The sequence below is a fragment of the Pseudomonas sp. BF-RE-21 genome (assembly GCF_019947305.1).
GTDB lineage: Bacteria > Pseudomonadota > Gammaproteobacteria > Pseudomonadales > Pseudomonadaceae > Aquipseudomonas > Aquipseudomonas migulae.
Genome location: NZ_JAGYGF010000057.1, coordinates 1 through 12,721 on the forward strand (window position 1 = coordinate 1; position 12,721 = coordinate 12,721).

12 protein-coding genes and 1 other RNA gene are annotated in these 12,721 nt (G+C 60.4%); 9 read left to right on the top strand and 4 right to left on the bottom strand.

Annotation, left to right across the window (positions count from 1 at the left end; genetic code table 11):
- Positions 1–72 precede the first annotated feature (72 nt).
- The 4 genes from KGB25_RS25515 to KGB25_RS25530 form a co-directional block, all read right to left on the bottom strand.
- Positions 73–651, bottom strand: coding sequence for a BON domain-containing protein (locus KGB25_RS25515; RefSeq protein ID WP_008025960.1), 579 nt, complete (start codon positions 649–651; stop codon positions 73–75).
- A complete protein-coding gene (locus tag KGB25_RS25520; RefSeq protein WP_008025961.1) occupies positions 648–1,241 on the bottom strand; it encodes a phosphoheptose isomerase in 594 nt (197 codons plus the stop codon). The genes KGB25_RS25515 and KGB25_RS25520 overlap by 4 nt, the downstream gene beginning before the upstream one ends.
- 104 nt (positions 1,242–1,345) lie before the next feature.
- Positions 1,346–1,708 (bottom strand): YraN family protein, encoded by a 363-nt coding sequence (locus KGB25_RS25525; protein ID WP_008025963.1) that lies wholly within the window; start codon positions 1,706–1,708, stop codon positions 1,346–1,348.
- A complete protein-coding gene (locus KGB25_RS25530; RefSeq protein WP_008037284.1) occupies positions 1,708–3,519 on the bottom strand; it encodes a penicillin-binding protein activator in 1,812 nt (603 codons plus the stop codon). The genes KGB25_RS25525 and KGB25_RS25530 overlap by 1 nt, the downstream gene beginning before the upstream one ends.
- A gap of 176 nt (positions 3,520–3,695) precedes the next feature.
- Here KGB25_RS25530 and rsmI point away from each other — a divergent pair, with 176 nt between their 5' ends.
- From rsmI to mraY, 9 genes are all read left to right on the top strand, one after another.
- On the top strand, positions 3,696–4,601 hold the full coding sequence (gene rsmI / locus KGB25_RS25535; protein ID WP_162130705.1) for a 16S rRNA (cytidine(1402)-2'-O)-methyltransferase: 906 nt from the start codon (positions 3,696–3,698) through the stop codon (positions 4,599–4,601).
- Positions 4,602–4,676: 75 nt separating this feature from the next.
- Positions 4,677–5,030, top strand: an RNA gene (rnpB, locus tag KGB25_RS25540) — RNase P RNA component class A.
- A gap of 353 nt (positions 5,031–5,383) precedes the next feature.
- Complete coding sequence (mraZ, locus tag KGB25_RS25545) at positions 5,384–5,839, top strand: division/cell wall cluster transcriptional repressor MraZ (RefSeq protein WP_008025967.1); 456 nt, start codon at positions 5,384–5,386, stop codon at positions 5,837–5,839.
- The gene (gene rsmH, locus KGB25_RS25550; protein ID WP_404943254.1) at positions 5,836–6,783 is read left to right on the top strand and encodes a 16S rRNA (cytosine(1402)-N(4))-methyltransferase RsmH; all 948 of its coding nucleotides are present in this window, start codon (positions 5,836–5,838) and stop codon (positions 6,781–6,783) included. The genes mraZ and rsmH overlap by 4 nt, the downstream gene beginning before the upstream one ends.
- The gene (ftsL, locus tag KGB25_RS25555) at positions 6,780–7,073 is read left to right on the top strand and encodes a cell division protein FtsL (RefSeq protein ID WP_032828607.1); all 294 of its coding nucleotides are present in this window, start codon (positions 6,780–6,782) and stop codon (positions 7,071–7,073) included. Before rsmH ends, ftsL begins: the two co-directional genes overlap by 4 nt.
- Entirely contained in the window at positions 7,073–8,812 is a 1,740-nt protein-coding gene (locus KGB25_RS25560) for a peptidoglycan D,D-transpeptidase FtsI family protein (protein ID WP_177318160.1), read from the top strand. The genes ftsL and KGB25_RS25560 overlap by 1 nt, the downstream gene beginning before the upstream one ends.
- Positions 8,812–10,275 carry a UDP-N-acetylmuramoyl-L-alanyl-D-glutamate--2,6-diaminopimelate ligase gene (locus KGB25_RS25565; protein WP_223437230.1) on the top strand — a complete coding sequence of 488 codons (1,464 nt, stop codon included), beginning with the start codon at positions 8,812–8,814 and terminating at the stop codon, positions 10,273–10,275. The genes KGB25_RS25560 and KGB25_RS25565 overlap by 1 nt, the downstream gene beginning before the upstream one ends.
- Positions 10,268–11,635, top strand: coding sequence for a UDP-N-acetylmuramoyl-tripeptide--D-alanyl-D-alanine ligase (locus KGB25_RS25570; RefSeq protein ID WP_008025974.1), 1,368 nt, complete (start codon positions 10,268–10,270; stop codon positions 11,633–11,635). The genes KGB25_RS25565 and KGB25_RS25570 overlap by 8 nt, the downstream gene beginning before the upstream one ends.
- Complete coding sequence (gene mraY / locus KGB25_RS25575) at positions 11,635–12,717, top strand: phospho-N-acetylmuramoyl-pentapeptide-transferase (protein ID WP_008037292.1); 1,083 nt, start codon at positions 11,635–11,637, stop codon at positions 12,715–12,717. The genes KGB25_RS25570 and mraY overlap by 1 nt, the downstream gene beginning before the upstream one ends.
- Positions 12,718–12,721: the final 4 nt, after the last annotated feature.

A 12,721-nucleotide genomic window follows, 5' to 3' on the forward strand; every position in this document is an offset into this window, starting at 1 on the left:
CGCCATCGCCGGCAAGCCGGCTCCTACAAGGGTGAAGGTCTTCTCAAGAATGCCGTCACCAATCAACAGGTATCAGTCGATGTACTCAAACAACTTCACAATCTTCTGCACGCCGGAAACGCCCTGCACCAGATTGGTCGCCTGGGCGGCTTCCTGCTTGGTCAGCAGACCCAGCAAATAGACGATGCCGTTTTCAGTGACAACCTTGATGCGAGAGCCCGGGATGTTCGGATCGGTGAGCATCTGGGTCTTGATCTTGGAGGTCAGCCAGGTGTCGTTCTGGCGGGCGAGGAAGCCGGAAGGCGGCAGCACCTGCAGTTCGTTGTGCACCGTTTTCACGCGCTGCACGGCGGCAGCGGCCTGTTCGGCCTTGGCCTTGAGGTCGGCGCGCGGCGTTTGGCCGGCGAGCAGTACGACGCCGTTGAAGCTGGTGACGACGATGTGCGAATCGTTGTCCAGGGCCGGGTCGGCCTTGGCGATGTTCACGCCGACTTTGGTGTCGATCAGAGAGTCGTCGATCTTGCTGCCTAAGGTGCGTGTGCCGCGATCATCATCGATCGGCGCTTCACGGCTGGCATTCACCACCGAGGTGCAGCCGCTGATGCCGAGGCACAGGGTCAAGGCCAGAAGGCCTAGGCGATTAGGGGTCATTCTTCACTCCCGAACAGTTGGCTGTCGATCAAGTCGCAAAGGCAATGGATCGCCAGCAGGTGGACTTCCTGAATACGTGCGGTGACGTTGGCCGGTACGCGAATCTCGACGTCCTCGGGCAATAGCAGCGACGCCATGCCGCCGCCATCGCGGCCCGTCAATGCTACGACAATCATTTCGCGATCATGTGCGGCCTGGATCGCTTGAATAATGTTCGCCGAGTTGCCGCTGGTGGAAATCGCCAGCAGTACGTCGCCTGGCTGGCCGAGCGCGCGGATCTGCTTGGAGAAGATTTCGTTGTAGCTGTAGTCGTTGGCGATCGAGGTGATCGTCGAACTGTCGGTGGTCAACGCGATGGCCGGCAGGCTCGGGCGCTCACGTTCAAAGCGGTTGAGCAGCTCGGACGAGAAATGCTGGGCATCGCCCGCGGAACCGCCGTTGCCGCAGGAGAGCATTTTGCCCTCGTTGAGCAGGGCGTTGACCATCACTTGGCTGGCTTGCTCGATGTGCGGTGCAAGTACGTCCATCGCCATTTGCTTGGTGTCGATACTGGCCTGAAAAAGCTGGCGAATTCGGGATTGCATGTCCATCTGTGTGACCTTAATTAGCGCGGCTACTCGGCACATGAATGTGCAGCCCGCAAAGCAAAGAGCAAAATTGTCGGGTGAAAGTGTCCGGTTCGGGACGCACGCGATCAGCTGTCGAAGGCATTCTGCAGCCAGTTCAACTGATCGAGGCTGCTATCGATGGCAACCACGTCGAAACGGCAAGGGGAATTGGCCCAACGCGACTCGCGCTGAAGAAAATACTGCGCGGCAAAAATCAGTTTCTGCCGTTTGCGCTCATCGATGCTATCGAGCGCGCCACCCCATTGAGTGTTTTTTCTGTAGCGAACTTCAACGAATACTACTGTATCGCCATCAAGCATGACCAGATCAAGCTCGCCGCGTTTACACAACCAGTTCTGCGCCAGCAGGCGCAGACCCTGTTGTTGCAGATGCTCGAGCGCATGGCGCTCGGCATCTTTACCGCTTTGCTGGCGTGACCGGTCAGGCATCAGCGCGGGGTGTCCGGCAGGCGTTGAACCTGGCCGTTGGCGAACTGTGCCCACGGCAACTGGCGCACGACGCGCTGGTTCTGAGTCATGCCCAGGCTACCCGATTGACCTTCGATGCGGCTGTCCGGCAGCGCCTTGAGTTGCCCCAGGCGCGGAGCCAGGCGGTAGGCGTCGACGCCCATCGCATACAAACGACCCAGGCTGCCGGCGGCTTGTGGCCATTGTGTGGTCACTTGCTTGCGCAGCGGATCATTGGCGTCCAGCAACCATGGGGTTTCGCAGAAGCGAATGCCGTTCATGTCGTTGTACTGGTTCACGTCGCCGCTGGCACTGAATACGTGGGAGGTGGCATAAACCGGCACATCGCCTGCGTATTGGAAGTTCAGGGTCGGTTTGATCTGCTGGGCTTGCTGAGGTGTGGCGGCCAGGAAGATGAACTCGATGTCCTGGCGACGCGAAGGCTGGGCAGCGACCTGCGAACCGACGGTGCTTTGCAGGCTCTTGGCGCGGCCTTCGCTCTGGCGCAGCTGGAACATGTCGGCAATCTGCTGGGCCAGTTGCACTGGCTGATCAACGCGCTCGGTGGCAACGATGCTGCCGCCGTTTGCCTGCCAGTCCTGGCTGAACGCTCGGAGTACGCGGTCGCCCCATTCGCCTTTTGGCACCATGATCGCGGCGCGATGCAGGCCATCGGCGCGAGCGCGACGGGACACTTCGCGGGCTTCGTCTTCAGCGGCAAGACCGAACTGGAACAACTGGGCCGGGCCTTGTTCGCCTTCGCTGTAGTTCAGCGCCAGGGTCGTGATCGGCAGCTGCGGGCGAGTGCTGAGCTGTTTGACCAGTGGTTTTTCCAGCGGACCGACAACCAGTTGCACGCCATCGGCCTGAGCCTTGCGATAGAACTCGTCAAGGGAAGTCAGGCGCGAGCTGTCATAGAACTCGATGGCAGGCGGCTTCTGGCCGGCCTGTTGAGCCTGGTAGTGCGCTGCCATGAAACCTTCGCGAAGCGCTTTGCCAACCGATGCCAGCGGGCCGTCTTGCGGCAGCAGCAGGGCGATCTTGCTCAGAGGCTGGCTGGCCAGTTCCTTGAGTTTGGTCAGTGACAGCGGCAACTGAATGGCGGCTGGGTGTTTAGGGTTCTGGGCGCGCCAGTTGTCGATCGCAGCTTGTTGTTGCTCAAGCGTGCCGGCCGTTTTAACCGCCAGCGCCAGGCCCATCCAGCCACCGAGGTCGTCCTTGGTGGTTGGTTGCAATTGGTCGGTTGGCAGCGAAGCGATCAGGGTCCAGATCGCTTCGTGGTTTTTGCCTGCCGCTTCACCGCTCAACATCGGCGCGATGAAAATACGCTCCCGTGCGGCGGCGAGGGTCTGGCCATCGGCCTCAAGGGCGCGGGCGTGCACGGTGCCGGTGCGAATCTGTTGTTCCTCCGGCAATTCACCCAGGCGTTGCAGGCTTGGATGGCTCAAAGCGGTCAGCGCCGCTTTCGGCTGATTGCGGGTCATGGCCAGTTCAGCCGCCAGTGTGTTGGCGAAGACCTGTTGGCCTGGCTTGAGTTGCTCGACCGGCACTTGTTGCAGGATTTGCGCGGACTGGCCGGCATTGCCCTGGCGATAAGCGAGGTCGGCCGCGCTCAGGCGAAACAGCGCGGCTTGTTCCGGCGTTTTGCTTTTGGCGGCCTGATCGAGCAGTTGCTCGATACTGGCATCCGGGGTCCGTGGAAGTTCGCCAAGGCTGGAAGAGGGCGAGCTGGCGCAAGCCGCCAGCAAGGCAGCGAGGCAGAGGGCAGTGAACAGCCGCAGGCAAGCGATCATGTAGTGTTCCTGATACTCGATCAAATAAGCGTGGAATTGTACCCAAGCACTGGCCGGGGCGCGATGCTACTGGCGTGAATCGATCAATTTAGCTCGTACAAATGTTGCAGCACTGCACCGTAGCCTGAAAAACCCGGGGTTGCTTGCGCGTATCGCAATCGTCGCTACGCGCTACAATGGCGGCTTTTACCGATCATGAGGTGTGCGCTTTGACTGCTCCAGGTGCTTTGAATTCCGCTGCTGGCTCGCTTTATGTGGTGGCGACGCCCATCGGCAACCTGGACGACATCAGTGCGCGCGCGCTGAAGATCCTGCGCGAAGTGGCATTGATCGCTGCCGAAGACACCCGTCACTCCCAGCGGTTGATGCAGCATTTCGGCATCCCCACGCCGCTGGCGGCTTGCCACGAACACAACGAGCGGGATGAAGGTAGCCGCTTTATTACCCGCCTGCTCGCCGGTGACGATGTGGCGCTGATCTCCGACGCCGGGACGCCGCTGATCTCCGATCCGGGTTATCACCTGGTGCGTCAGGCCCGTGCGGCCGGAATCAATGTCGTGCCGGTCCCGGGGGCTTGTGCATTGATTGCGGCGCTGTCGGCGGCGGGTTTGCCGTCGGACCGTTTTATCTTCGAAGGCTTCCTGCCGGCCAAGGCGGTCGGTCGTCGGGCTCGTCTGGAGCTGGTAAAGGAAGAGCCGCGCACGCTGATTTTCTACGAGGCCCCGCACCGGATCCTGGAATGCCTGCAAGACATGGAGCTGGTCTTCGGTGGCGAGCGTCTGGCGTTGCTGGCGCGCGAACTGACCAAAACCTTCGAAACCCTGAAAGGCCTGCCATTGGCCGAGCTGCGCGAGTTTGTCGAGTCGGACAGCAATCAGCAGCGCGGTGAGTGCGTGGTGTTGGTGGCGGGCTGGTCCGCCCCCGAGACGGAAGATGCCGTCAGCAGTGAAGCCATGCGCATCCTCAATCTGTTGCTCGAAGAAATGCCGCTCAAGCGGGCCGCAGCATTGGCCGCGCAAATTACCGGCGAACGCAAGAATGTCCTGTATCAGGTCGCGCTGGATAAGCAGAAGGGCGAGTAAATCCCGACGTGCAGGCGTGGCTGATGGCGTTTAACGCTTGTTCTTCGGCCGCTCTGCCGTTAACCTTCGCGGCGGAGAGTCGATCGGACAGTCGCTGCCCTCTATGAAAATTAGGGGGGGGAGGAAAGTCCGGGCTCCATAGGGCGAAGTGCCAGGTAATGCCTGGGAGGCGTGAGCCTACGGAAAGTGCCACAGAAAATAACCGCCTAAGCGCTTCGGCGCCGGTAAGGGTGAAAAGGTGCGGTAAGAGCGCACCGCACGTCTGGCAACAGTTCGTGGCTAGGTAAACCCCACTTGGAGCAAGACCAAATAGGGTCCCAAGGCGTGGCCCGCGCTGGGACCGGGTAGGTTGCTAAAGATGTCCAGTGATGGCCATCGTAGACGAATGACTGTTCAAGACAGAACCCGGCTTACAGATCGACTCTCCACCTTTTTCCCTCCCTGTTTGAATCGTTGAGCAGGGCGCTCGTAATGGCAATTTCCCTCCTGCACAATCAATCGCATAACCTCTTTTGTAATACCGAAAAAATCTTACTCTTAACAAACTACTTTAACTTCTGAACGCAGCCTTCTGTGCTGATTCAAGTTATCGAGCAAATTCATCCGCCAGATTGCCGTTACCCCTCCCAATACGCTCCTAAATCTCAGTTCTGTAAGGGTTTTCCTTTAATCCGCGCCTTGACGGTGCGGTGGCCGCATTCCTATAGTGTGCGCAAGTGGTGGAAAGTGGCATGAAGTGGGTTTTTTGAACGCAAAACGCTAATATTTGGAGAAACGCTGACGTGTTTCGCGGAGCTAACGCTATCAGTCTCGACGCAAAGGGCCGTCTCGCCATGCCGAGCCGGTACCGTGACGAGCTCGTTTCGCGTAGTTCCGGTCAGTTAATCGTCACAATTGATGCCGTTGATCCGTGTTTGTGTGTTTACCCCCTCGATGAGTGGGAAATTATTGAAACCAAACTGCGCGCACTGCCTTCGCTTCGCGAAGAGAACCGCCGCCTGCAACGTTTACTGATTGGTAATGCCGTCGACCTCGAGCTCGATGGCAGTGGTCGTTTCCTGGTTCCGCCGCGTCTTCGTGAATATGCCCGGCTGGATAAGCGCGCGATGCTGGTAGGCCAACTGAACAAGTTCCAATTGTGGGACGAGGATGCCTGGGATGCGGTTTCTGCCGCTGACCTGGCTGCTATTCAACAACCGGGCGCCATGCCTGATGAACTGCGTGATTTGATCCTGTGACTATTGATAGCGGCTTTAACCACATCACCGTACTGCTTGACGAAGCCGTCGAGGCTCTCGCCGTACGTCCTGATGGCTGCTATCTGGACGGCACGTTCGGGCGCGGCGGACACAGCCGGTTGATCCTCAGCCAGCTTGGTCCCGAGGGTCGGTTGCTGGGATTCGACAAGGATCCTCAAGCGATTGCCACCGGGCAGACGCTAGCGGCCGAAGACGGCCGCTTTGTCGTTGTGCAGCGCAGCTTTGCCGAGCTCGGTTCGGAAGTTGCCGAACGCGGTCTGGCCGGCAAGGTCAGCGGTGTTCTGCTTGACCTGGGCGTGTCTTCGCCGCAACTCGACGACCCTGAGCGCGGTTTCAGTTTCCTCAATGATGGCCCGCTGGACATGCGCATGGACCCGTCCCGCGGGATCAGCGCTGCCGAATTCGTCAACACCGCGCCGGTGGAAGAAATCGCCCGGGTGTTCAAGGAATACGGCGAAGAACGTTTCTCCGGCCGCATGGCCCGTGCCGTGGCCGAGCGTCGCGACATCAAGCCGTTCGAACGCACCGGCGATCTGGCTGAAGTCCTGAAAGTCGCCAACCCGGCATGGGAAAAGGGCAAGAACCCTGCGACCCGTGCATTCCAGGGCCTGCGTATTCACGTCAACAACGAACTGGGCGATCTGGAAACCGGCCTTGAAGCTGCGCTGGAATCCCTGGAAATCGGTGGCCGCCTGGTGGTCATCAGTTTTCACTCGCTGGAAGACCGCATCGTCAAACTGTTCATGCGCAAGCTGGTGAAAGGCGAAGCCGACAACCTGCCGCGCAACCTGCCGGTCCGTCACGTCGCGTTCGAACCGAAAATCAAAATCCATGGCAAAGCGCAGTCCGCCTCCGAGGCCGAACTCAAAGCCAACCCACGTTCCCGTAGCGCCGTCATGCGCGTGGCGGAGAAGCTGCGGTGAGCAAGCTTTTCGCCAAGCCACTTCCCGGCGGAAGCTTTTTCATGCTCCTGCTGTTTGTTGGCGTGCTCGTGTCGGCCATCGGCGTGTCGTACAGCGCCCACTGGAACCGTCAGCTGTTGAACTCGCTTTACAACGAGTTGAGCGTGCGCGACAAGGCGCAGGCGGAATGGGGCCGGTTGATTCTCGAGCAGAGCACCTGGACGGCGCACAGCCGCATCGAAGTCCTGGCCACCGAGCAACTGAAGATGCACATTCCTGGCGCCGCTGACGTGCAGATGGTGGCGCCATGATGAAACTCGAAGGCGCACTCTTTCCATGGCGGTTTCGCCTGGTGGTGGGTTTGCTCGGCGTCATGGTCGCGGCAATTTGCTGGCGCATCATTGACCTGCAAGTGGTCGACCGTGCCTTCCTGAAAGGCCAGGGCGACGCGCGCAGCGTTCGTCATATTCCAATTCCGGCTCACCGTGGTCTGATCACCGACCGTAACGGCGAGCCTTTGGCTGTCAGTACTCCGGTCACCACGTTGTGGGCCAACGCCAAGGAAATGCAAACGGCCAAAGAGAAGTGGCCAGCATTGGCGGCCGCGTTGGGTCAGGATCCGAAAGCCCTCGCCGAACGTCTCGAAGCTCAGGCTAATAAAGAATTTATCTATCTGGTGCGCGGGCTGACGCCTGAGCAAGGCCAGTCCGTGCTCGACCTGAAGGTGCCGGGCGTCTACGGCATCGAAGAATTCCGCCGTTTCTACCCGGCCGGTGAAGTGACTGCTCATATGGTCGGCTTTACCGACATTGATGACCACGGTCGTGAAGGTGTCGAGCTGGCCTATGACGAATGGCTCGCCGGTGTCCCTGGCAAGCGGCAGGTCATCAAGGACCGGCGCGGTCGACTTATCAAAGATGTTCAGGTGACCAAAAACGCCAAGGCCGGTAAGCCCTTGGCGTTGTCCATTGACCTGCGTCTGCAATACCTGGCCAACCGCGAACTGCGCAACGCGATCATCGAGAACGGCGCGAAAGCCGGCAGCCTGGTGATCATGGACGTGAAGACCGGCGAGATCCTCGCCATGGTCAACCAGCCGACCTACAACCCGAACAACCGTCGCAACCTGCAACCGGCGATGATGCGTAACCGCGCAATGATCGACGTGTTCGAACCGGGTTCGACCATGAAAGCGATCTCCATGAGTGCCGCGATCGAAACCGGCCGCTGGAAACCGACCGACACCGTCGAGGTGTACCCGGGCAGCCTGCAGATTGGCAAGTACACCATCAAGGACGTATCCAAGACTGAAGGTCCGGTACTCGACCTGACCGGCATTCTGATCAACTCCAGTAACGTCGGCATGAGTAAGGTCGCGTTCGATATCGGCGGCGAAACCATTTTCCGTCTGGCGCAGAAAGTCGGCCTCGGCCAGGACACCGGCCTCGGCTTCCCGGGCGAGCGCGTGGGCAACCTGCCGAACTACCGCGAATGGCGCAAGGCTGAAACCGCCACGCTGTCCTATGGCTACGGTATTTCCGTGACCGCGATCCAGTTGGTCCACGCCTTCTCGGCACTGGCCAACAACGGTCGCCTCGCGCCACTGACCCTGATCAAGACCGACAAGGCGCCGCAAACCACGCAAGTGCTGCCGGAAGCCGTGGCCAAGACCATGCAAACCATGCTGCAACAAGTGATCGAAGCCCCGCGCGGTGTATTCCGTGCGCAAGTGCCGGCGTATCACGTCGGCGGCAAGTCCGGTACCGCGCGTAAAACGTCGGTCGGCACCAAAGGCTATGCCGAGAATTCCTACCGCTCGCTGTTCGCAGGCTTCGGCCCGATGAGCGATCCGCGATACGCCATCGTGGTGGTGATCGATGAACCGACCAAAGCCGGCTATTTCGGTGGCCTGGTATCGGCGCCGGTGTTCAGCAAAGTGATGTCCGGGACCCTGCGCCTGATGAACGTCACGCCGGACAACCTGCCGCCGGTGCAACAAGCCAACGCAACACCGGTTGTTCCGCTGAAAGCCAATGGAGGGCGCGGCTGATGTCTCTGAGCCTGAACAAGATTTTCGCCCACGCCGGCCGCGATCTGTTGATCCGCGAACTGACACTGGACAGCCGTAATGTACGGGCTGGCGATCTGTTTCTTGCCGTTCCTGGTGGCAAGTTTGACGGTCGCGCGCACATTGCCGACGCCTTGCAGCGCGGTGCTGCAGCCGTGGCGTATGAAGTCGAAGGCGCAACCGTGCTGCCGATCACCGACGTGCCACTGATTCCGGTCAAAGGCCTGGCGGCGCAGCTGTCCGATATCGCCGGGCGTTTCTACGGTGAACCGAGCCGCCACCTGAACCTGGTCGGCGTGACCGGCACCAACGGCAAAACCAGCGTGACCCAATTGGTTGCGCAAGCACTGGATTTGCTCGGCCAGCATTGCGGCATTGTCGGCACACTGGGCACCGGTTTCTACGGCGCGCTGGAAAGCGGGCTGCACACCACACCGAACCCGATCGCCGTACAAGCGACCCTCGCCGACCTGAAAAAGGCCGGCGCCAAAGCCGTGGCCATGGAAGTGTCTTCCCATGGTCTGGATCAGGGCCGCGTAACGGCATTGGCGTTTGATGTGGCGGTGATGACCAATCTGTCCCGCGATCATCTGGATTACCACGGCACCATGCAGGCCTACGGCGAAGCCAAGGCCAAGCTGTTCGACTGGAACGATCTGAAATGCCGGGTGGTGAACCTCGACGACGATTTCGGCCGGCAACTGGCTGCTGAAAAACGTGAGTCGCGCTTGATCACCTATAGCCTGCTCGACAGCAGCGCCTACCTGTTTTGCCGCGAAGCGCAGTTCGACGACGAAGGCGTGCGCGCCACGTTGGTCACGCCGCAAGGCGAGCATCATCTGCGCAGCACCTTGCTCGGTCGCTTCAACCTGAGCAACGTCCTGGCTGCGGTCGGGGCCTTGCTCGGTCTCGACTACGCGCTGGACGAAATCCTCAAGGTCCTGCCGAAACTCGAAGGCCCGGCCGGCCGCATGCAGCGCCTGGGCGGCGGTAATCAGCCGCTGGTGGTGGTCGATTACGCCCACACCCCGGATGCGCTGGAAAAAGTATTGATGGCCCTGCGTCCGCACGCCAAAGGTCGCTTGCTGTGCCTGTTCGGCTGCGGCGGTGATCGCGATCGCGGCAAGCGCCCGCTGATGGCTGAAGTGGTCGAGCGTCTTGCTGACGGCGTGCTGGTCACCGATGACAATCCGCGCACCGAAGACCCGGCAGTGATTTTCGATGACATCCGCGCCGGTTTCACCAACGTGGATAAGGTGACGTTTGTCGCTGGTCGTGGCCAGGCCATTGCGCAATTGATCGCCAGTGCTTCGGTGGATGACGTGATTGTCCTGGCCGGTAAAGGTCACGAGGACTATCAGGAAATCAACGGCCAGCGTCATGACTTCTCTGATCTGGTCGAGGCTGATCGCGCACTGACCGCGTGGGAGGTGGCTCATGCTTAAACACTTGAAACTGAGCGAACTGACCGGCGCGCTGAATGGCCGCATGATCATCGCCGATGCCACGTTCGATGGCGTCAGCATCGACAGCCGTGCGATCAAGCCGGGCCAACTGTTTATTGCCTTGACCGGCCCGCGTTTCGACGGCCATGACTATCTGAACGACGTGGCGAACAAAGGCGCGGTGGCTGCCCTGGTCGAGCGCGAAGTGCCCGACAGTGGGCTGCCGCAATTGCTGGTCAAGGACGCCCGTCAGGCCCTTGGGCAACTGGGTGCGATGAACCGTGCTGCGTTTACTCACCCAGTCGCCGCCATCACCGGCTCCAGCGGCAAGACCACGGTCAAGGAAATGCTTGCGAGCATCCTGCGCACACGCGGTCCGGTGTTGGCGACCCGTGGCAACCTGAACAATGATCTCGGCGTGCCGCTGACCTTGCTTGAACTCGCGCCGGAACATACCGCCGCCGTGATCGAGCTGGGTGCTTCGCGGCTCGGCGAAATTGCCTACACCGTCGGCATGACCAAGCCCCACGTGGCCGTGCTCAACAACGCCGGGACCGCCCACGTCGGCGAGTTCGGCGGGCCGGAAAAAATCGTGGAAGCCAAGGGCGAGATTATTGAAGGGCTGGCGGCCGATGGCATCGCCGTGCTCAATCTTGACGACAAGGCCTTCGACATCTGGAAGACCCGCGCCGCCGGTCGCAAAGTGCTGACCTTCGCCCTGAGCAACGTCAGCGCCGACTTCTACGCCAGCGATCTGGACCGCGATGCTCGCGGTTGCCCGGCGTTCAATCTGCACAGCCCTGACGGTGTGGAGCGCGTTCAACTGAACCTGCTCGGCACCCATAACGTCGCCAATGCCATGGCCGCCGCCGCTGCCGCTCACGCCTTGGGCGTGTCGCTGTCCGGCATCGCCACCGGCCTCGGCGCGGTGCAGCCGGTCAAGGGTCGCACCGTCGCGCAACTGGCCAGCAATGGCATGCGCGTGATCGATGACACTTACAACGCGAACCCCACCTCGATGTGCGCGGCCGTTGATATACTCGCCGGCTTTTCCGGCCGCACCGTTCTGGTGCTCGGGGATATCGGCGAGTTGGGCGACTGGGCGGAGCAGGGGCACCGCGACGTGGGCGAGTATGCCCGTGGCAAGGTTTCTGCGCTTTACGCGGTCGGGCCATTGATGACTCACGCCGTAAACGCTTTTGGCGAGCAGGCTTATCACTTCACCACTCAGGCTGAACTGATCAAGGCCCTCGGCGCCGAGCAAGACACAAACACCACCATTTTGATCAAGGGCTCGCGCAGCGCTGCGATGGAAAACATCGTCGCCGCTTTGTGCGGGTCCAGTCTGGAGAAACATTAATGCTGCTGCTGCTAGCGGAGTATCTGCAACAGTTCTACAAAGGCTTCGCGGTCTTTCAGTACCTGACCCTGCGCGGGATTCTCGGTGTGCTGACCGCGCTGGTTTTGTCGCTGTGCTATGGCCCGTGGATGATCCGCACGTTGCAGAACCGTCAGATCGGTCAATCCGTTCGTAACGACGGCCCGCAATCGCACCTGTCCAAATCCGGCACCCCGACCATGGGTGGCGCGCTGATCCTGTCGTCCATCGGCGTCAGCACCTTGCTCTGGGCTGACCTGAGCAACCGCTATGTGTGGACCGTGTTGCTGGTGACGTTGCTGTTCGGTGCCATCGGCTGGGTCGATGACTATCGCAAGGTCATCGAGAAAAACTCCAAAGGCCTGCCGAGCCGCTGGAAGTATTTCTGGCAGTCGGTGTTTGGCCTCGGCGCGGCGATCTTCCTCTATATGACCGCCGCGACGCCGGTTGAAACCACCCTGATCCTGCCAATGCTCAAGGACTACAGCATTCCGCTGGGCGCAGGTTTCATCGTGCTGACTTACTTCGTGATCGTCGGTTCGAGCAACGCGGTCAACCTGACCGACGGCCTCGACGGCCTGGCGATCATGCCGACCGTGATGGTCGGTGGTGGTCTGGGGATCTTCTGCTACCTGTCGGGTAACGTGAAATTCGCCGAATACCTGCTGATCCCGTACGTACCCGGCGCCGGTGAACTGATCGTGTTCTGCGGTGCGTTGATCGGTGCGGGCCTCGGCTTCCTCTGGTTCAACACCTACCCGGCACAAGTCTTCATGGGCGACGTCGGCGCGCTGGCGCTGGGCGCGGCCCTGGGCACCATCGCGGTGATCGTTCGCCAGGAAATCGTCCTGTTCATCATGGGCGGCGTGTTCGTGATGGAGACCCTGTCAGTCGTCATTCAGGTTGCCTCCTTCAAACTGACCGGTCGCCGTGTGTTCCGCATGGCACCGATTCACCACCACTTTGAACTCAAGGGCTGGCCCGAGCCGCGTGTGATCGTCCGTTTCTGGATCATCACCGTGATTCTCGTGCTGGTCGGCCTTGCCACCCTGAAGCTGAGGTAGAAAC